General features: G+C 59.5%; 14 protein-coding genes. 1 reads left to right on the top strand and 13 read right to left on the bottom strand.

What is annotated here, in order from left to right:
• Positions 1–30: 30 nt before the first annotated feature.
• From DBAC_RS17935 to DBAC_RS10775, 9 genes are all read right to left on the bottom strand, one after another.
• A complete protein-coding gene (locus DBAC_RS17935; RefSeq protein WP_015774338.1) occupies positions 31–1,758 on the bottom strand; it encodes a sigma-54 interaction domain-containing protein in 1,728 nt (575 codons plus the stop codon).
• Complete coding sequence (locus tag DBAC_RS10810; protein WP_015774337.1) at positions 1,755–4,394, bottom strand: chemotaxis protein CheB; 2,640 nt, start codon at positions 4,392–4,394, stop codon at positions 1,755–1,757. Before DBAC_RS10810 ends, DBAC_RS17935 begins: the two co-directional genes overlap by 4 nt.
• A 514-nt stretch (positions 4,395–4,908) precedes the next feature.
• The gene (locus DBAC_RS10805) at positions 4,909–5,733 is read right to left on the bottom strand and encodes an inositol monophosphatase family protein (protein WP_015774336.1); all 825 of its coding nucleotides are present in this window, start codon (positions 5,731–5,733) and stop codon (positions 4,909–4,911) included.
• Positions 5,734–5,847: 114 nt separating this feature from the next.
• Positions 5,848–9,537, bottom strand: coding sequence for a pyruvate carboxylase (locus tag DBAC_RS10800; protein WP_015774335.1), 3,690 nt, complete (start codon positions 9,535–9,537; stop codon positions 5,848–5,850).
• A gap of 293 nt (positions 9,538–9,830) precedes the next feature.
• Positions 9,831–10,304, bottom strand: coding sequence for a tripartite tricarboxylate transporter TctB family protein (locus DBAC_RS10795; RefSeq protein WP_015774334.1), 474 nt, complete (start codon positions 10,302–10,304; stop codon positions 9,831–9,833).
• Entirely contained in the window at positions 10,297–11,847 is a 1,551-nt protein-coding gene (locus DBAC_RS10790) for a tripartite tricarboxylate transporter permease (protein ID WP_015774333.1), read from the bottom strand. The genes DBAC_RS10795 and DBAC_RS10790 overlap by 8 nt, the downstream gene beginning before the upstream one ends.
• Positions 11,848–11,905: 58 nt before the next feature.
• Positions 11,906–12,865, bottom strand: a complete 960-nt coding sequence (locus DBAC_RS10785) for a tripartite tricarboxylate transporter substrate binding protein (protein WP_015774332.1) — start codon at positions 12,863–12,865, stop codon at positions 11,906–11,908.
• Between the two features lie 311 nt (positions 12,866–13,176).
• Complete coding sequence (locus DBAC_RS10780) at positions 13,177–14,337, bottom strand: UxaA family hydrolase (protein WP_015774331.1); 1,161 nt, start codon at positions 14,335–14,337, stop codon at positions 13,177–13,179.
• 3 nt (positions 14,338–14,340) lie between these two features.
• Positions 14,341–14,625 (bottom strand): UxaA family hydrolase, encoded by a 285-nt coding sequence (locus DBAC_RS10775; RefSeq protein WP_015774330.1) that lies wholly within the window; start codon positions 14,623–14,625, stop codon positions 14,341–14,343.
• Between the two features lie 484 nt (positions 14,626–15,109).
• On the opposite strand from DBAC_RS10775, the gene DBAC_RS10770 reads away from it, so the two are divergent.
• Positions 15,110–16,660, top strand: a complete 1,551-nt coding sequence (locus DBAC_RS10770; RefSeq protein WP_228644876.1) for a sigma-54 interaction domain-containing protein — start codon at positions 15,110–15,112, stop codon at positions 16,658–16,660.
• Between the two features lie 48 nt (positions 16,661–16,708).
• Here DBAC_RS10770 and DBAC_RS10765 read toward each other — a convergent pair whose 3' ends face one another.
• Genes DBAC_RS10765 through DBAC_RS10750 form a run of 4 tightly spaced genes read right to left on the bottom strand, consistent with a single transcriptional unit; the run spans position 16,709 to position 20,886 of the window.
• Positions 16,709–17,512, bottom strand: a complete 804-nt coding sequence (locus DBAC_RS10765) for a HesA/MoeB/ThiF family protein (RefSeq protein ID WP_015774328.1) — start codon at positions 17,510–17,512, stop codon at positions 16,709–16,711.
• Positions 17,509–18,774 (bottom strand): nickel-dependent malate racemase, LarAH5 family, encoded by a 1,266-nt coding sequence (gene larAH5 / locus DBAC_RS10760; RefSeq protein ID WP_015774327.1) that lies wholly within the window; start codon positions 18,772–18,774, stop codon positions 17,509–17,511. The genes DBAC_RS10765 and larAH5 overlap by 4 nt, the downstream gene beginning before the upstream one ends.
• Positions 18,775–18,778: 4 nt before the next feature.
• Entirely contained in the window at positions 18,779–19,039 is a 261-nt protein-coding gene (locus DBAC_RS10755) for a MoaD/ThiS family protein (RefSeq protein WP_228644874.1), read from the bottom strand.
• Positions 19,027–20,886, bottom strand: a complete 1,860-nt coding sequence (locus DBAC_RS10750) for an aldehyde ferredoxin oxidoreductase family protein (protein ID WP_015774325.1) — start codon at positions 20,884–20,886, stop codon at positions 19,027–19,029. Before DBAC_RS10750 ends, DBAC_RS10755 begins: the two co-directional genes overlap by 13 nt.
• Positions 20,887–20,896: the final 10 nt, after the last annotated feature.

The following is a 20,896-nucleotide window of genomic DNA, read 5'->3' as shown; positions in this document are numbered from 1 at the left end:
TGAGAGGATGAAAGAAAGGTGTTTGCCGTACTATATGGAGTTGCGATTGATTCCGAATTTTCTCATGCGGGCTCGAAGCGTGCTGGGATTGATGTCGAGGATGGCCGCAGCGCCATTTTTCCCTTCGACGCGCCAATTTGTTTTCTGGAGCACATGGATGATGTGGTCGCGCTCCAGGTCCACCAGAGCCTTGACGTCCGCGCCGGACGTTTCGCTGGGTTTGGGCGACGTATTGAATTGATCCAGAATCTGCAATGACGGACCTTTACTGATTATTATCGCCCGTTCGATCACGCTTTCCAGTTCCCGCACGTTGCCGGGCCAGTCGTAATTTTCCAGCGCTTCGAGGGCTTCCTTGGGAATGGTTTCAATTTTCTTGCCGATCTTCTTGTTGAACTTGGCGACGAAAAAATTGACGAGAAGGCGGATGTCGTCCTTGCGCGCCCTCAGCGGCGGGATGGTGATGGGGAAGACATTGAGCCGGTAATAGAGGTCCTCGCGGAAACTGCCATTTTTGATTTCTTCTTCCAGTTTGCGGTTGCTGGCCGCGATGATCCGCACGTCGACCTTGATGGTACGCGGGCTCCCCAGACGCTCGAACTCGCCGTCCTGAATCACCCGCAAGAGCTTGCATTGCAGTTCCATCGGCATCTCGCCGATTTCATCCAGAAAGATGGTTCCTCCGTCGGCAAGCTCGAAGCGTCCCATCTGCCGGGCGCTGGCTCCGGTAAAGGCTCCTTTTTCGCGCCCGAAGAGTTCGCTTTCAATGAGGTTTGCCGGCAACGCCGTGCAGTTGATGGTGACCATCGCCCGATCCTTGCGGGCACTCCGGGCATGGATGGCCCGCGCTACGACCCCCTTGCCGCACCCTGTCTCGCCTTGGAGAAGCACGGTCGTATTCTGGGATGCGATCTGCTCGATCTTGTCGAAAACATGCGCGATGGCGCTGCTCTGGCCGATGATTTCGCCGAAGTTGAATTTTTGGGCAGCCTCGTGCTGCAGGTAGATGTTCTCGGCCTGGAGGCGGTCTTTCAGCTGCTTGATTTCCTTGATCGCCATGCGCAGCGATTCTTCCGTGTCTTTGCGCACGCCGATTTCCAGCACCAGACGCTTGTTGGTCAGGAGCAGTTCACGTGTTCGCTCCATGACCTTCTGCTCAAGCTCGCCATGTGCGTTTTGCAGAGCAATCTTCAGCTTCTCCTCTTCGGTCACGTCAACGATCATGGACCGGATGGCGCCGTGCGTTCCTTCGACCGACTCCTTGGCGATGCTTCGCAGACGGGCGTGGAATTTCATTCCGTTAGCTCTCTGCAGCCAGATTTCGCAGATATCGTTTCCCTCTCTGCGCAGAACATCCGCGCAGTGCTTAGAGAAAACCTTCCGTCCGTCCGCGTCGGGGATCCACCGGCTCATGGGCTTGCCCAGCAGGTGCTCCCGTTCAAGGCCAAGCAACTGGGCGCCAAGAAGGTTGACGCTGCGCACCAATCCTTGCGGGTCAAAGGAAAAATAGCCCGCAGGAGCGAAGTCATAAAGTTCGGCAAAGGCATTGCGCGAGGTCTCCAGCGCTTCTTGGGTCTGACGCAGTTCTTCGTTCTGCATCTCCAGTTCGACCTGGTGGACCTCAAGCTCTTGCACGAGCCGCTTCATCTCGATTTCGGGCAGCAGGGAACGAGTGCCGGCAGTATCGCCGCGCGCCGGTTTGTCCGTAGGCTGCGTCAGCCCGGGAGCGGATTTTTTCCGATTTTTGGGCGTGTTCATGATGATCCTCCTGCGCCGAGCCGAAGCCTGAGCTCGTCATTCTCTGCGCGCAGTTTCCTTTCGAGCTCCTTGGCCACGGTGATGTTCGTGAAGGTCATGACCAGGCCTGCGATAATGTCTTGCATGGTTCTGTAGGGCATGATGCGCACCACATACCAGCGACCGTCGGCGGTGCAAACCTGTTTTTCCGAAAATGCCAGGGTTCTGAGCACCTCTGCCGCCTGCTCGGATATTTCGGGATAGAGCAGGTCGCTGGCAAGATCGGAGAGGGGCCGGCCCACATCGCCGGGGATGAGCTTGAAGATCTTGTTGGCGCCGGGAGTGAAGCGCCGGACGTGCAGGTCGTTGTCGAGAAAAATCGTGACGATCTCCGTGCTGTTGAGCAGGTTGCGCATGTCGTCATTGATCCGCGCGAGCTCGTCCATCTTTGATTGCTGCTCGGCGTTCACCGTCTGCAGCTCCTCATTGAGTGATTGCATCTCTTCACGAGAGGTGGTCAATTCCTCATTTGTAGACTGCAGTTCCTCGTTTGTAGACTGCATCTCTTCGTTGTAGGATTTGAGTTCTTCCTGTGAAGCCTGCATTTCTTCGCGTGTGGTCCGAAGTTCTTCGCGGCATTGATACAGCTCCTGTTCCAGCTCCGTGACCTTAACGCTTCCTGCATCGCCAGGTTTTGAACGGCGTGCTTTTTTTTGTTTTGGAGGGGTCGCCACGTCGGTGAAGATGACCATGACCATGCCGCGCAGGGCCGCAGGTTCCTGAATTTCCTGCACGGTGAGGTCCACGGTCTGAACCGTTTCACCTTCTGTGACTTTGAGTCCCTTGACCGTGACCGCCTTCTTCTGCCTCAGGGCATTTTGAAAGGCGACCCCCAGGTCGAAGCGCAGTCCTTCCCGAGCCATGGCGTGGATATTCCAATTGACCTTGCCCGCCGGCGGTTCAAGGTATTTGCCCGTCCTGCCGCTGATGTAGAGGATATCCCCCTTGCTGTTGACCAGCACGGCGGGCGGTGAAAAGTGCTGCAACAGCACCTGATCCGCCAGAGACTGGATATTGACCGCCGGTTTGAGCATTGTGGTCTCCTGTGAAATGCCCGGCAAGACCGGGACGAATGAAGGCTGGAATGCAATCTTTGCGGCCGTCGGGATTGATTCGCGTCGTCTAAACAGCCTTGATTTGCTGTCTATCGGAGCAAAGAGATCGGTGCTGGAGTTGATCGATTCCGAACTTCCCAAAAACAGGACTCCATCCGGATTCAGACTGTAATGAAAAAGTGACAGCAGCTTCTGCTGCAACTCCGGCGCAAGATAGATCAGGAGATTGCGGCAGATGAGGATATCAAGCCTGGTGAACGGGGCGTCCATGATGACATTCTGCGTGGCGAAGGTGATCATTTCCCGGATATCTTTGCCGACGCGATAACCGTGTTCGTCATGAACGAAAAATTGATCCAGCCGTTCGGCGGAAACATCCGCAGCGATATTTGGCGGATAGAGGCCGCGGCGGGCCTTGTCGATGGCGTCCTTGTCCAGGTCCGTGGCAAAGATGCGCAGCTTGATGCCCGACTCCGGCGCCACGTGAGCCACGGTCTCCCTGAAGACCATGGCCAGCGAATAGGCTTCCTCCCCTGTGGAGCAGCCCGGTGTCCAGGCCCGCAGAATGCCATTCGGCGGACACGACTTCAGCAGAAGCGGGAGAGCGTTTTTTTGCAGATGCTCCCATGTCGCCGGATCGCGAAAAAAGCTGGTCACTCCGATCAGAAGCTCCCTGAACAGAATCTCGGTTTCCTGGGAATTTTCCTGCAGAAAGCGGACATAGGACATGATCCCGTCGATCTGGTGAATGCTCATGCGCCGTTCGATGCGACGGTACAAGGTGTTCTTCTTGTACTGGGAAAAGTCATGGCCGGTCTTCGTGCGCAGCAGGAGGACGATTTTTTCGAGGCCGCTTTGGGTTTTTTCCTCAAGCGAGGGGACAAACGCGGTGACAACCCGTGCATGGCGCATCAGGTCGAGCAGCTTTGCGGGCAATTCTTCCACCGGAGCGACCAGATCGGCCAGCCCGGCATTGATGACGTTTCTGGGCATGCTGTCGAATTTGGCCGAGGCGGGGTCCTGCGCCAGGGCCAGCCCCGCCTTTTCCTTGATGGCCCGCAGCCCGAGCGTGCCATCGGAGCCCATGCCGGACAGGATGACGCCGATGCTTCGCTCCTGCTGGTCCTCTGCCAGCGAGCGGAAGAAAAAGTCGATGGGCAGGCGCAGGCCGCGAGGCGCGGCCGGTTTGAACAGATGCAGCACGCCATGCAGGATGGACATGTCATGGTTGGGCGGGATTACGTACACGCAGTCCGCCTCGACCGGCATCCTGTCCCTGACCTGATGCACCGGCATCGCGGTGGCGCGCTGCAGCAGTTCCGGCAGGAGGCCCTTGCGCGTCGGATCGAGGTGCTGGACGATGACAAAGGCCATTCCGCTTTTTTCAGGCACGTGCCCTAAAAATTGCTCCAGGGCTTCCAATCCACCGGCGGAAGCTCCAACTCCGACAATGGGTATAGGGGGTCCCGCAGATTCGTGCGCTGGCGGTACGGATTCGTGGCTCAGGGGTGGCGAGCCTTTTTGCTTGGATTTTGAATTCATGCTCTTCTTATTTGTGTTCTGGCAGAAACTCTGTGGTGAACGTGTTCAAAATGATGTCGGATACAGGCCGAGTTTGCCACGGTAAAAACAGATCGCCGCCTTGAAAATGGTCCCCCTTAATGCCTTTGCACCCATCGCTTGATGCTCATGATCTTGGCTCAACTCTTCGAAGGCGCGGTGATCCGGCGGAGGCAGAAAGTCAGGGTGTTTTCAAGATGCCGTGAAATATGGCTCCCGAATATCCAAAAAAATAGCCCGGTCAAGGAATTCTGCAGGCCATGCGGTTTGTTGATGTCGTGTAGGATGGATGGGGGCACAGTATGACATCCGTAAATGCCCTTGTAACACCCTTTGGGGTAAATGTCAGCAAAGTGAAGTGGAAACTCTTCTTGTATCAGAGATTCTGTTTTTCTCTATCATTGATGAAATAAAAAGCAGAAGTGAAAGCAATCGCAGGTCTTGGCCCACCTCGGCTTCCGGCTGCCGAGAGGACAAGGGGTGAATGGGCGGTTTTTCAGTCTTTTCGGCGAAGGAGTTCAAGTAATGGGGGCAGGAGATGGGCGTTTGCGGCGGCGAGCCGGTTTGTTTGCAGCGGTGGTTTTGCCGTGAAAATGTCCGAGACCTGTCCCCCCGCTTCCGTGACAAGCAGCATCCCGGCCGCGATGTCCCAGGCCTTGAGGCTTTCCACGAAAAAAGCGTCCAGTCTCCCGGCCGCGACGTAGGCCAGGTCGAGGGCTGCGGCCCCGGCCCGGCGCACACCGGCCGCGTGCGAGGCGACCCGGCAAAATCGTTTCAGGTAGTCGTCCCGTCCCGGCCAGGATGGCGGCGGGAAGACCGTGCCCACCAGCGCTTTTTCCATCGAGTCCGCATGAGAAACGGTGATGGGCTTGCCGCCCAGAAAGGCCCCGCGACCGGCCACGGCCCAGAAGGTCTCGCCGCGCACCGGGTCGGCGACAACACCAAGGACGATCCTCTCGTCCACGGTCAGGGCCAGGGAGACGGCATAGAAGGGAAAGCCGTGTACGTAGTTCATGGTCCCGTCGAGCGGGTCCACGATCCAGCGGCAACGCGACTGGCCGCTGGCGCCGCCTTCTTCGCCGGTGAAGGCGAACTCGGGGAACCTGGCCTGCAAGCGGTTGCGGATGGCATCTTCGGCCCGACGATCGATGATTGTGGTCACGTCTCCCGGACTTTTGGTCTTGACCATGCCCTCGGTGAGTTGGCTCTGTCCCTGGATAAGGATCGCGCAGGCCTCGTCTGCGGCTTCGAGGGCCGCCGCAAGGGCTGCGTCCAGATCGACCGGCTCTTCAATGCGCGTCGGGCTTTTCGGGGATGGCATGATTCAAATCCTCTGATGGCGCCGCGTCCGTAAAATCATCAAACTGTGCGGGGTGCTAAAAAAAGGGGAGCAAAAAGAGCGTCCGGTCGACGCCTTTTTGCTCCCCGCTCTCGTTTATACCTTCTGGCCGCAGGAGGTGCAGAACTTGAATTCTTCCCTGGTCACGGGAGCCGCGCAGGTCGGACATTTACGGGGCGCCGGCACAAGCACGACCAGCAGCTCGCCTTCCTTGACCGGGACCATCTTCTTGTCTTCCTGATAGTCGGCGAATTTGAGCACGCGCTCGACCATGCCGTCCACCGGGGCCAGGATCGATTTTTCCTGCTTCATGATGGAGATGTTAAAGAGCTCCTCGCCCTTTTTGACCATGTCGCCCGGTTTGACGAGCATGACCCACAGATCTCCGCTGGAAGGCGAGCCGACCTGATAGGGATCGTGCTGGTCGGCCAGTTCTATCGCGCTCTCGTTCTTGCCCGTGGCTTCGGCCACCTTGACCTGCTGGGTGAAGGATTCGGAGTCCAGGGTGTAGGAGACCAGGCTCATGCCCAGATCGTCCGGGCGGGAGATGTGCTGCATGCACAGGACATGATGCTTGCCTGCCGAATCCTTGAACATGATCTCTTCTCCGGCTCCCATGCCTTCGAACCATGTGTGCAGGGGCAGGCGGTTGCAGTCTCCGTACTGGCCCACGAACTTGATGGTCGTCAGGGCATCGCCGGGATGGCTCAGATACATGAGCAGTTCCTCTTCCGTCGGGGTGCGTCCGATGTGTTCGGCCAGGCTCTGCAGCTCCTTGGTTTCGTCCATGTCAGAAAGCGTCGCCAGCGGGGAACATTCCGTGCGCCGGGCGATGGCCTCCCGGTACTCGGGGCCGAAGGCCGATTCATAGACCCAGTCCTGCGGGAACCCGAGCGGCAGGCGGCCGAACTTGCCGAGCAGCAGGTTCCTGAAGGCGTCGTTGGCGTCCTGATAGATATTCAGGCGCTCGGTCCTGATTTCGTTGGTCAGCGCCTCTTCGGGCAGCGTGACCACCTGGTCCAGCACGGACAGAAGCTTGCGCAGGCCTCGCCGCCCGCCGCGCTTGTAGGCGCCGGTCACGGCCAGGAAGGCCGTGTTCCAGGTGATCTGGGAGCCCGGGGTCACGTCGTGGTAGCGCACGATCTTGCGGATTCCGGCCAGAAACTTGAGCATGAAGGGCAAGAGGTGGATGTAGCCCTGCTTCATGGCCCCTTCCTGGGACGAGGACGTCGCGCCGCCGGGCATGCCGTGCTCGATGACGTCGTAGTCGATGCCCTGGAAGTAGGGGGCCGTGTAGCGGTCGTAGTAGGGCATGATCTGCTTCAGCACGAAACCGGTGGTGCGGATCATGTCCTTGTTCAGATTGGTCTTGAGCCCGAGTTCCTCAATATAGGCCGCCGTGGAGAGGACCTCGCCCTGGCCGTACCAGCGCACCGAGGCGCCGATGGCCGTGTCCACGATGTGCGCCCCGGCCTTGGCCGCCGCTGCCACGGCCGGGACAAAGAGGCCGTCGGTGTAGTGGCGGTGGTAGTGCAGGACCAGATCGGGGTGGGCCTTGCGGATGGCGGTGACCAGTTCGGTCATGAAGATCGGCGGGCATGACCCGGCCATGTCTTTAAGTCCCAGGATGAACGTCTTTTCCGCCGCGTCCCTGGAGCAGCCCAGAATCTCGGCGTTCATGGCGATGATCTCCCGCACCACGCCCAGATAATGCGGCACGTCGAAGTCCTTGGCAAAGGACAGGGAGATGGCCGGTTCCCAGATGTTTTTGCTTGAAGCCAGGGCCATTTCGGCGAAGGGGCGCATGTTTTCGATGTGGTTCAGGAAATCGAAACAGCGCAACACGTCGTAGTGCTCGCAGATCATCTTGCCGGCGCGGCGCATGATGTTGCGCGGCAGGGGCTTGTACCCGAGCACGTTGGTGGAGCGGATGAGCAGCTGCTTCAAGGTCTTGGGCGCGAATTCGTTCCACTCCCTGGCCTCGGAGAAGGGGTAGGTCATGTTGGCCAGCATGGCCACGTGGAAATGCGCGCCGCCGCCGTTCTCCAGGGAGAAGAACCCGCAGTTGTCCAGATAGGGGCCGATGATGCGGTCTTCGGCCAGCCGGAAACGGTTGCCCGAGTTGGACTGGGTGATGTCGCGGGCGGTGGTGTCCGTGAAATGGACGTGGCCGGAATCGCGGACGTACGACAGGATCGCGTCCCGGTCTCCGCGTGGGTAGGGGTACTGATAGTATTCGGGCTCGACGCCGGGCAGGGACGGCCTGAAGGGGTCCATGCGCTTGCTTTCCCGGGTGCGGTAGTCCCCGAGCTTGACGTGCGGGTTGTAGCCGTGGGCCGAGATCTCGGCCACCAGACGGGACAGGCGCACGGCCTCGGACTCCTTGTCCATGTAGTTCATGAGCTCGGGAGCGCTTGCCACGAAATTGGTGTCGTAGTCGCCGCCGCGGAAGCGGGGGTGCGCGATGATCTGGCGGTGGAACTGGATCGTGGTCTTGATGCCGCCGATGACGTATTCACCCAGGGCGCGCTCCATGATGCCGAGCACTTTGCTCCACTCCGGGCCGTAGGCGATGAGTAGGGCGGCGGCGGAATCGTATTGCGACGGGAATTCATATCCGGCGCAGACGCAGGAATCCACGCGCACGCCGGGGCCGCCCGGGGACATGTAGCGGGTGATGCGTCCGGCATTGGGGTTGAAGTCCTGCTGCGGGTCTTCGCAGTTGATGCGGACCTGCATGACATGGCTCTGGGGCTTGCAGTTCTCGTCGTTCAGACGAAGCTGGGCTCCGAAGGCCACGGCGATCTGCTCCTCGACCAGGTCGATGCCGTAGCGGCATTCGGTGATGCCGTGCTCGACCTGCAGGCGGGTGTTGACCTCGATCAGGTAGGCGCGGCCCGTCGCGTCCACCAGAAATTCCACCGTGCACAGGGAATGATAGCCCACGGCGCGCACCAGCTGGCGCGAATACTCCTTGAGCTGGTCGCGCAGCTCCTCGGTCATGCCCGGCCAGGGGGAGGGGGTGATCTCGACCAGCTTCTGGTGGTTGCGCTGCACCGTGCAGTCGCGTTCGTCGAAGGCGAAGACGTTGCCGTATTTGTCGGCGATGACCTGGATTTCGATGTGCCGGATGGAGGTCAGCAGGCGCTCCACATACAGGCGCGGATTGCCGAAAGAGGCCTGGGCCAGGGTGGACGCCTTGACGAAGGCGTCGGCCAGCTGGTCTTCGCTGAACACTTCGTAGATTCCGCGTCCACCGCCGCCGCCTTCCGCCTTGAGCATGACCGGCAGGCCGATCTGGGCGGCGACCTCTTTGGCCTCCTCCACGGAAACAGCCCCATCGGAGCCCGGCACGACAGGGATGCCCAGCTTTTGGGCCAGCATCCGGACCTGCACCTTGTTGCCCAGAAGACGCATAGCCTCGGAGGTGGGGCCGATGAAGATGATGCCCGCGTCGGCGCATTTGGAGGGGAAGGACTCGTCCTCGGAGGCGAATCCCCATCCGGGATGGATGGCCGCCACGCCCCTGGCCTTGGCCATGGCGATGACCTTGTCGATGTCCAGATATGCGCGCGGGTTCTCTCCGAGATGCAGGAGCTCCTGGGCGCCGGCGGTGAAGGGCGCGGTCTTGTCCACATCCGTGGCCGTGATCATGGGCACGGCCCCAAAGACTTCCTTGATGGAGCGGACAATTCTGCGAGCAGGGATGCCCCGGTTGGCGACAAGAATCTTCTTGCCCTGAATCTCCCGGGCGACGTCTTCAAAGCTGGGTGGGGTCAGCGACATATATCTCTCCGTAAACGTTAATTGGCAGCGTAATCATGAACTCGGGCGAAAAAACTTGGTTCGGCAGTGCCGCGTGGTACAGGAGCGCGTACGGTCATTCTCTGAAATCGGCAAGTCGCGCGGGGTGTCCTTCAAATCTGGAAAAGGGCGCAGAGACTGATATTCAGAGGCCTTGAGGAACATATGCCGGCTACGATTTTATTTTTGCGGGCATCTTTGACCAAATGCACCCCCGCCACGCACATTTCGAATTCGTGCCTGGCAGGGGTGTCGTAACAACAGAGCGCGCAGGGTTAGAAGAACATGCTTTGCGGTGTCGGAACACCCAGGAGCAATGCAAATCCCAGCCAGACGGCAAGACACAGCACCACGGTGAAAATCGCCGACGCCAGGGCCCTTCTGGCGGTGGTGACGCTGGAATCGCTCAGGATCATGGCCATGCAGAAGAGGAACAGCACCGAGGCTGGATAAAATCCGAGCACAGGGATGATGCCCACGTACACGATGGAGGCCAGGGCAATGCTCGCCACGCGTTTCACAACCACCGGTTCCTCTGGCGGGAGTTCACATGGGGCTTCGTCGACATGTGCCCGGGGGGTCAGAAGGCCGGATACGAAAACGTACACGCCGCCAATGGTCATGAAGATGATGAGCATCCTGGGGAAAAGCAGGCTTACGCCTTCAAGGTCCCCGCTTTGAGCCTGGAAGATGCCGGCAACGGCAAGAGTGGCCAGCCCGGCGGCAATATCGGAAGTGCGGCTACGCATGAGGGGGGCCCTCCTTCAAGGATGTCGGTGCGCAGGCGCATTTGGCCTCCATGCGCTTGCGTTTCCAGTCGAGAAAAAGCGGCGTGAGCAGGGACAGCGCGGTGAGGGCCATGAGCAGCACGGCGATGGGGCTTTCGAAAAACACAGCGATCACGGAACCGCCGGAAGCCTTTGAGAGATGAACGCATCGGCCGAGGTTTTCCTCGATCATGGGGCCAAGGATGATGCCAAGGGCCATGGCGCCGGTATCGAGGCCCACAAGGTTCGAGAAATACCCGATGAATCCGAAAACGATGACAATCCAGACATCGAGCATGCTGTTGCGAATGGCGTAGGCGCCGATCACGGACAGGACCACGATGCCGATGGCGACAAAAGTCAGGCGGATGCTGAGCAACTTTGTCATGATCCGGGCCAGGAACAGTCCGACCGGGATCATGAGCAGGTTCACTGCGAACTGCGACATGATGAATGTGTACGCAAGGTCGCCGGTGGCGGTGAAAACCTTGAATCCGGGCTGGATGCCCTTGGCCAGAAGCGCGCCGAGGATGACCGCCGCCACGGCGCTGCCCGGAATGCCGAGGGTCAGCATGGGAATGAGCGCGCCGCCGATAACGGCATTGTTGGCGCTTTCACTGGCCGCGAGGCCTTCGACGACGCCGGTTCCGTAGCGTTCCGGATGCTTGTCCCAGCGCTTGGATTCGTTGTAGGCGATGATGGAGGCGATTTCACCTCCGGCGCCGGGCAGCATGCCCACCAGGCCCCCGATGATCGAGGAGCGCATGAGGATGACTTTGCATCGTGAGGTCAGTGCGTGGAAAACTTTTTTGAGCGCGCCGGGAGTCGGCACATAATCGGCCAGGAACGGTTTGTGGCTCCCGACCAGGTAAAGCACCTGCGAAAAGGAAAACAGCCCGATCATGGCCGGGATGACCTCTATCCCTTGCACCAAGGGGTAGTATCCGAATGTAAAGCGGGGCACGCCGACGTTGGGGTCGATGCCGACAGTGGAAACAAGCAGACCCAGCGCGCCGCCCAGAAGCCCTTTGACCATGTTGCCCGACGACATGACCGCAATGGTCGACAAGCCGAAGATGCACAGCCAGAAATTTTCGGGCCCGCCGAACTGGAGGGCGAAGCGGGCAAGGGGCGCGGCCAGGAACAGGAGCATGACAGTCCCGACAATGCCGCCGAAGGACGACGACAACAGGGAGGTGAAGAGCCCGATGTCGGCGTGGCCTGACTTGCAAAGAGGCCAGCCGTCAAACGTCGTGGCCACGGAAGAGGGGGTGCCTGGCGTGCAGATGAGAACGGCGGAATTGGAGCCACCATAGATCGCCCCCACATAGATGGCGCCCAGCATGATCAGGCCGCTGGTCGCGTCCATGGCGAAGGTGGCGGGGACCATGAGGGCCACGCCCATGGTGGCGGTCAGGCCCGGCAGGGCTCCGACGATGATTCCGCCCGTAAGCCCGACGATCATGAGGAAAATGTTGAGAGGCTCGAAAAGGTGCCCGATGGCGGGCCAAATGAATTCCATCATCAGCTGCTCCTTAGAGTATCGGGGAGGGGAGCCCCCCCCGATACGTGAAGGGGTACTCTTACTTCAGCAGGCCGGCCTTTTCGAGGGACGTCTTGGCAAATTCGCTCTGCTCCTTGACGTAGACGGCAAATGCCTCGCCATCCATGTATTCTGTCGGCTGACCCGCGGTCTTCATGTCGGCCAGGTACTCGGGATCTTCACAAATTTTCTTGAATGTTTCGCGCAGGAAGTCGAGCTGCGCCGTGTCGATGGCCTTGGGTGCGACATAAGCGCGGCGGATGTCGGAGACCACGTCGTAGCCCAGTTCGCGCAGGGTCGAGACCTCGGGCAGGAATGCGTTGCGTTTTTCAGCGGCCAGACCCAGCACGGTCATCTCTTCCAGGCTGCGCATGACGTCGTTCAGGTTGCCGAACATGACGTCGATTTCGCCGCCAAGCAGAGCGGCATTCTGGTCCGCGGCGCCTTTGTAGAAAACTTCCGTGACCGGGAAGTCGAACTTGCCCTTCACGTCAAGAAACATGAGGTGATGGCCGCTGTTGGGGCCGACGAGGCCGACTTTAAGCTTGCCGGGGTTGGCCTTGGCGAACTCGAAGACGTCCTTGACGGATTTGAGCTTGCTGTCCTTGCGCACGGCCACGGCCTGGGGGTCGTTGACCACCTGGCAGATGTAGGCGAAATCATCGGGGGAGAATTGGGCTTTCTGGACCAGGGGCTGGAGAACGAGGTGGGGGATGTTGATGCCGCCGATGGTGTAGCCATCAGGCTTGGACATGGCGATTTCGCCGAAACCGATGGCTCCGCCGGCGCCGGGTTTGTAGATGAAGACCCATTGCTGATCGGAGTACTTGTTCCAGTACTTCTGCATGATCCTGGCCTGCACGTCGCTTGAGCCGCCAGCCGTGAAGGCGATGATCATGTTGATCGACTTGTCGGGGTATTTGGCAAAGACGCTACCGGAGGCAGCAAGACCGATAAAGAGCACCATCAAGAAAAGACACATGCTTTTGCGCAATTTCATACCAACTCCTTGTTCACTATTTATATGTTCGCGACATGCGAAACATTTCCCTTGAAAAGGTAACAGCAGAAAAAGTCAGTACGAGTGATCTTTGCGCAGATTCGATATGCTTATCCCTACATTATGCGCTATTATCCGTAATGACAGGCACGGCTGAAATTGAATTTCCGCCTGTCGTATTTTGTACTGAGTTGTTCCTGCACATTTCGTTCATTCTCATTCGATTCGTTGCGATGTTCAGTGCCGCCATGGCGGCATGCAATTGTCCCCCCCTCCCAGCATGAATCGGGAGAGGGGGATTTTTCAGGAGGTTATGCGCTTTCGTACAGACGGGTGATGATGAATTCACGATGATTGAGCACTTCGGCGGCGGTCATGCGGCCATTGCACGTGCGGATCATCATTTCGAGCAGCATGTCGCCGGCCTGATCCATGTTGATTTCGCGGCGCAGCAGGCCGGAAACGTTCACGTCAAAGTGCTCCGACATGGTCCGCAGGGTGCGGGGATTGGAGCACAGCTTGATGACGGGCAGGATCGGGTTGCCGATGATGTTGCCCTGGCCGGTGGGGAACAGATGAACCACGAAGCCGGAAGCGGCGCACAAGGTGACCTGTTCAGCGGCGGCCGAGGAGGAATCCTGGAACCACAGGCCGGGGCCGGTGGGGGCGACGGCCTTTTCCAGGCAACCGACAACGGGGGCCTTGCGGCCGATCTTCTGGATGTTGCCGAGGGCCTTTTCCTCGATAGTGGTCAGTCCGCCCTCGATGTTGCCCTTGGTCGGCTGGGAGTCGGACAGGTCGCTGGTCTTGTGGTCGTCGACAACCTTGGCATAGCGGTCGAAATAGAACTGGAAATCCTTGCGCACTTCGTCGTTGACGCAACGTTCGAGCACCAGGTGCTCGCCGCCGGTCAGTTCCGTGGTTTCGCCGAAGAGCAGGGTCGAGCCCTTTTCATACAGCTTGTCGTAGGCGTTGCCGACGGTGGGGTTGGTGGCGATGCCGGAGGTGGTGTCGGATTCGCCGCACTTGGTGGAGACCCACAGTTCGCTTACGTCACACTCGGTGCGCTGGTATTCGGTGGCCATCTGCACAAATTCCTGGGCCTTGCGGGAGGCGGAGCAGATGGTGTTGTACTGGCCGTTCTGCTCGATGGCGAAACCGACAACCGGCTTGCCGGTCTTGGCGATGCCTTCGACGATGCGATTGGTCCACTGCGGCTCGATGCCGATGACGATGACGGCGGCGACGTTCGGGTTGCAGCCCGTGCCGATCAAGGTGCGGAAATACAGGTCCAGGTCGTCACCGAACTGCAGGCGGCCATAGGCGTGCGGCAGGGCCATGGTGCCCTGAACGTTGTTCGCCACCGCTTCGCAAGCGGCGTTGGACAGGTCGTCCAGGGGCAGGATGACAACATGGTTACGAATGCCCACACGGCCATTTTCACGACGGTATCCGAAAAATTTAGTCTGCATGAGTTACCACCTCTTGGTTTTGACGTTGTGGACGTGCAAGTGTTCGCCTTTCTTGATGGGGGCCACGACCTTTCCGATGTCGGTATTGTATTTGAAAACTGTATCTCCGGCGGCAAAATCTTTGAGGGCCAGCTTGTGTCCGATCGGGATGTCGCTGATGATCTTGATTTTGATGGTCTGGTCTTCTTTCATGACCCAGCCAGTGATTTCCTGATTGGCTTTCAAGCCCTCAACAACCACTACCCCAACGCCATCCGCGGCTTCGTGTACCAAAAAATCGATAGCCATGTATGCCTCCTAAAACGGTTAAATTGTAGAATCGAGGAATACAGTAATATTATTGACTGTATTATACCGAAATAACGGCCTCGATCTGCCTCAATTCTGTCTCAATGTTTGCAATTATTGATTTGTTATCAACTCAGAAAAATAGCTGAATTTGTAATAACACTATTAAAATAAATTTTTGTTGCAAATATTGAGTTGTATAAACTCTTTTATGTGTCATATGCATCATCCGCACACTGCCTTGATGCTTTCTGGAGAAGTACAAGCAAGGAGCATTCCAAAAAGATAGTCTTTGATAAAAAAAATAACATTTTGATATTAAAGAATTTTTCTGAGGCGGATCGTCTGCGGTCAATCCTGACGTGCGCGTAGCTGGACAATGTGCCCGGATTTGGGCAAATGATGGGCACCTGAAGCACTTTATTTTGAGAGGGGGACTCGGAGCATGGATTCGGCAACAAATATGAGGACGCACTCGTCGCGCATGATCGGTGCGCAGGCCATGGGCCGCGAGCTTGTCTCGTCCCTGGGCAAGGTCTCTTCGCGCAACCTGTTTCTGCAGAACCTGTCTCGGCTTTTCCGCCAGCAATTCAGTTTTGACCGTCTTTGCATCAACCTCTACGATCCCAACAGCGAGCTGCTGAGCTACTTCACCGCTGCGGAGGGAGCGGTCATCAATTCCCTTTCCCCGATTCGCAAGGCCGAGAAGACCACCGTCGCCGGGCATGTCATCGAGTCGCGCAAGCCTGTCGTCATCACCGACGTTTCGCAGCATTTCGTGGAATCCATGCTCCATCCCATGGCCGAGGCGGGTCTGACCACGACCATGGCTTTTCCGCTCATCCTCAACGACAAGATCATCGGCACCCTGCACTGCTCCTTCCGGAAGAAACCGGAGAACCTCTACGAGATCATGGAGTTCTTGCTGGAGCTTTCCCCCTATGTGGCCGCGGGCCTGGGGGCGCTTCTGGCCATGGAGCACCTTGAACAGGGCGCCAGCCTGAATCAGGTTCCGTACACCGGCGAGACGGGTGAGAGCGAGACGTTCTTTTTCGAAAGCCAGTCCATGCGTCGCTTCATGGCCAGGGTACACGCCGTGGCGGTGCTGGATATTCCCGTGCTTATCCTCGGAGAGACGGGAACCGGCAAGTCGCGGCTGGCCCATTACATACATTGCCGCAGCCAGCGCCGCGAGAAGCAGTTCGTGAAGGTCAACTGTCCGGCCATGGCCTCGACGCTTTTTGAGAGCGAACTCTTCGGCCATGCCAAGGGGGCGTTCACCGGGGCGGCGACGAAACGCGTCGGCCGGTTCGAGCTGGCCCACCAGGGGACGCTGTTTCTGGATGAGATCGCCGAACTCAATCAGGAAATGCAGAGCAAGCTGCTGCATGTCCTCGATGACAGCTGTTTCGAGCGGGTCGGGGAAAGCGTGTCTTTTTCCGTCGATGCCCGGATTATCGCCGCGACCAACGTCAAGATGCGCGAGGCCGTCACGCAGGGGAAGGTGCGCAGCGACTTTTACTACAGACTGTCGTCCTGCACGCTGGAGATTCCGCCCCTGCGCGACAGGATTGAAGACATCCCCGCATTGTCGAGCTATTTTGTCAGCCAGCTCTGTTCGCAGTACTCCCTGCCGCAAATCCAGCTATCCCAGGATCTGCTGCACCAACTCCAGACGCACTGCTGGCCGGGCAATGCCCGCGAATTGCGAAATGTCATCAGCACCCTGCTCATAAAGCATGGGCTTTCCGGAAAGCTGAGTCGCCAGGATGTCCAGGATGCGCTGCGTACGGATGCGCTGGCTTATCCGCAGGCGTCGCCTGAGTCCCTTCCGGCACCGCCGATGCCCCCTTCGAGCTGCAGTCTTGAGGAGGTGGAGCGGCAGCATATCAAAGAGGCCCTGTTCCGCTCCGGCGGCGTCATTTCCGGGCCCAAGGGCGCGGCGAAGATGCTCGGCCTGTCGCGTTCGACGCTGCAGAGGCGCATGCTCAAGCTGGGGATAGATGCTTCGGCTTCGAAAAACGGGGCGCGGTGACGCGAGCGAAGAGAGGTCTGTCCTGCCTGGGATGGACCGACCTGTGGATCAGATCGAGAAATCCAGGCCTGTCTGCAGGCTGATGGAGGAGAAGCGCATTTCGGACAGGTCGGCCAACAGCAGGCTGCCGCGCAGGGCCGGAATGTGGCCGGTCAGAATTCGCAGCACTTCCGTGGCCTGCAGCGAAGCCGCGAAACCGGCCACCGGGCTCGGAACGCCCTGAACGAGTTCGCTGCCCGCCTGTTTTTCGTTCATGAATTCCGCCAGTCCCGTCTCGCCGGGCCATGTCGTGCTAACGAGGGCCGTCCAGCCCGAAATTCCGGCCGAAACGAGCGGCACTTTCGCTTCCGTGGCCAAACGCTGCAAATCCCTCCGGCACTCCGCCCCGCCGAGGCAATCGACGACGAGGTCGGCGGCCGGGGATTCTTCTTTCCGGAAATCCGTGGCCAGGGGCACCACTCTGACCAGGGGATTTATCCGCTCGGCGCGTTCAACCGCGACCTCGACCTTTGTCCGGCCCAAGTTGTCCGAGGTTGCCAGCACCTGCCGGTTGGCGTTGGTGAGGTCGAACCGGTCCGGGTCGCAGGCCAGGATGGTGCCCACTCCGGCCCGGACCAGAAATTCCAGCACATGTCCGCCAAGTCCTCCACAGCCAACGAGGAGAATCCGGGAGCGCGCCAGAGTGGCCTGTTCCATGGGACGGATGGTCTCGGCGTTGCGCTGGTAGCGGATGGGCATCTCGCCGCTTTCGATGCCTGCGGCGACTTCCTGCTGGACGCTGCGGCCCGATTGGGCCGCCCTGTCAAGGTAGATGTGATCCGGGAGCGGGATGAGCGCGTCGTTGCCGCTCATGGCGCGGTCCTGTAGAAATAGGTCGTGTTGGCGTTGGGGATCACTGCGATGCGTGGTTTCGGACCGGGCGGAACGTCTCCGAGCCAACGGTCCAGGGTCTGCTGGGCATCGCCCTTCTTCAGATGGCATTCGGCCAGTTCCTTGGTGTCCATCTTCGAGTCCACCACCACCGTGAAGCGCGTCAGTGTCCTGCTGAACAGGAAGGCCTTGTGCGCGCCCATGCGAAAGCCCCGCTCCTCGAATTCCCGCATCTGTTCTTCGGGGCTGGCGAACTGCCGTACATAGTTTAGGTAGTGGTCATCGCCCACGCCCTGGGTACAGGCGGCCAGGAGCAGGATCTTCCCGCCTTCGGCGGCGCACTGGGAGGCCAGGTTGAGGCCTTTCTGGGCCTGATAGAGGCAGATGTCCTTGGGGTCGCCGCCGCAGGAGGCGATGACGATGTCGAAGGGTTTTTCCAGGGGGAGCCCATAGACCTTTTCGGAGAAGGCCGCCCCGGCCTTCAGGACCGCCACGGGCTCGCCGGCCAGAAGGGCGACGGCCTGCTTGGCCGGGTTGAGGCTGACGTTGATGGCCAGGTCGATGCCGATCATCTGTCCGGCTTCGTTGATGTCCAGGCGGGTAGGGTTATCGAGGATGTTGCCGACCCGGGCTTCGGGGCTCGACATGAGGCTGTGGTTGTGCTGGATCAAGGCTGCGGAGGCGCAGCCGATGGCCACGCCCTTGGCCCCGCCGGTCATGCCCTGGAACTGGTGGGGATCGATCATGCCGATGACGAGTTTGAGCTCCGCCTCGCCGTAGGCGGCGTTGATCTCCACGGGCGTGCCGCGGCTGGTGACGCCGAAGCTGGTCATGGGCGAGGCCAGGGCGTCGTGGGACACCACGGTGCAGCCGCGCAGGTCTTCGGGCAGGATGCGCGCCAGCTGGGCCTGGTCGGGCGCCGGGTGCAGGCCGCCGCCGACGACGATGCGCACCCCGGCCGGATCAAGGTCCGGCCAGATGCGGAACAAGCGGTCCAGCAGGACGGGCAGAAGGGCCTTCAGGGGCGCCGGTCTGGTCTCGTCGGGTACGGCGATGGCGACGCTTTGCGGTCTGGGTCTGCCTTCCAGCGGCGGCGTGCCGATGGGATGATCCAGGGCATCATCGAGGGCGAGGCCAAGATCGTCGAGGACCGGAAGATCCCGCGGTTTCATTATCGTGACGTCCGAGTCGTCCGGCAGTTCGAGATCCCTGTACTGGGACCCGTATTTAAGCGTGATGTTCATGATGCTAGCCTCCGCATATGTAAGGACACAGGGATACGGACGCATTGTCCTGCAGCCGTGTCTTCAGGGGCGCCATCTGTCCGTTGACGATGACAAACATGACGAGATCCTCGGGAATGCCCAGGTGGAGGATGAGTTCCTCCACCGTCAGGGGGCCGGGAATTTCGTATGCCTCCGGGTTTTCCGGCGCGTATTTGGCGAGGATGGCCTCCAGGGTCAGGCTGATGCGCATGCGTTCGTCCATCTGTGCGGCTAATTCAGCCAATCGAGGCTCAGGTTGTAGAGAGCCCCTTCACGCGGGATGCCTTTTTCAGTCCAGTTCATCATGGCATAATACATGCCCAGCATGTTCTTGAATTCCGTCGGATCAATGGTCGTGCCTTTGAGGGGGCCTTCCGGCAGAGGCTCGAACATGCGGCGGAACAGTGTGTCGTCCTTGCTGTCCATGCCTTCCCGTATGTTGAACATGCGTGCGAGGACCATGGAGCGCTCCGCGACGAGCATGAGTTCGTGCAGGCTGGTTGACCAGCCCGTCACCGCTTCGACGACTTCGCACAGCTTGGCGTAACTCAGCGCGAAGAGGGGCGCGACCACGAAATTGCAGATGCCGAGCGTGTTGTTCATGGCCCAGGTCTTTTCACCCGCGATGAAGTAGCGCACTTTGCCCAGGCCGTTGTCCAGAGCCTTGGGGGCCACGATGATGCCGAGCGGGTTGACGAGTTTCACGCCTTCACCCTGGAAGGGGACCTCATGCGGGGCCTCGATATGGTCCGCGCCCGTGGGGGACAGGGCAAAACCAAGGCCCACGCCGGTCTTGCCGCGCGGATCATGAAAGGCCGGTTCCTGTCCCTTGACGTGGAATGCGTATTCCTCGGAGCCCTTGCCGATGCGCTCGGCCGCACGTTTGACACCATCGGCGAGGATGTCGCCAAGTCCTTCACGGCGAGCGATTTTGCCCAGCAGTTCGAGCATGCCCGCGCCGTCACCGAAGGTGATCAGCCGTCCGCCCATGTCCTTGGCGTCGAGGATGCCCTTTTGGGCCAGTTCCATGGCAAAGGCCACGGCGGCTCCGGCCCCTACGGTATCAAGGCCCATGGCGTTGCAGAGCTCGTGACCCCGGCAAACCGCGTCCAGATCGCCCACGCCGCACATGGAACCAAGGGCGGCCAGGGTTTCGTACTCGGGTCCGCCGTAGCGCTTTTCGGCGATGTTGTTGACCTTGCGCTTGCAGGCCACGGTGCATTTGTAACAGGTGTGGTTGCCGTCGAAGACTTTTTCGTAGCCTTCCCAGCCGAGCTTGGCCGCGTCTTCGAACTGGCAGTCCTTCCAGTTGCGGGTCGGCAGGATGCCGGAGTTCTGCTGGGCCATCATGTGCTGGACCGTGCCGAACTTGCGCATGCCGACGTTTGGCATGTGTTCGCCGATGCGCTTGCGGTGGAACAGATTGAGTTCCTTGAAGGCCTCGGGGTTGGCGAGTTCGATGCCGCCTTCCTCTCCGCGCACGATGACGGCTTTCAAATTCTTGGAGCCCATGACCGCGCCCATGCCGCTGCGGCCGTTGGCGTGGGCCAGTTCGTTGATGATGCAGGCCAGGCGGCTCATCTTCTCGCCGGCGGGCCCGATGGAGGCGATGCGGATCTTCTTGTCGCCCAGTTCCTCGCGGACGGCGTCCAGGAACGGCGCGTTTTCCATGCCCCAAAGCTGACCGGCGGGGCGCAGTTCGACCTGCCCCTTGTTGATCCACAGATAAACGGGTTTGGACGATTTGCCCTTGAAGACAACGGCGTCAAAGCCGGCGTGCTTCATCTCCGGGCCGAAATATCCGGCCGCTTCGGATTCGCCAAAGCCCCCTGTCAGGGGACTCATGGCCGCCACCGTGTAGCGGTTGAAACCCGACATGCCGCAGCCGCAGAGCACCGAGGCCGCGAAAATGAGAACGTTTTCCGGACCGAGGGGATCGGTCTTCGTCGGGATGAATTTGTGCATGTACCAGCTGGCCAGGGCACCGCCGCCCCAGTAGGTGCGGTACCATGTTTCATCGTGTTCATCCACGGACCACGTGCCCGCAGTCAGGTCAACCACCAGGATTTTTCCGTTATAACCATACGGCATTTTCGCTCTC

It is taken from the genome of Desulfomicrobium baculatum DSM 4028 (assembly GCF_000023225.1).
Lineage (GTDB): Bacteria > Desulfobacterota > Desulfovibrionia > Desulfovibrionales > Desulfomicrobiaceae > Desulfomicrobium > Desulfomicrobium baculatum.
Note: the sequence above shows the minus strand (reverse complement) of the source record. Positions and strands in the feature narration are given on the sequence as shown.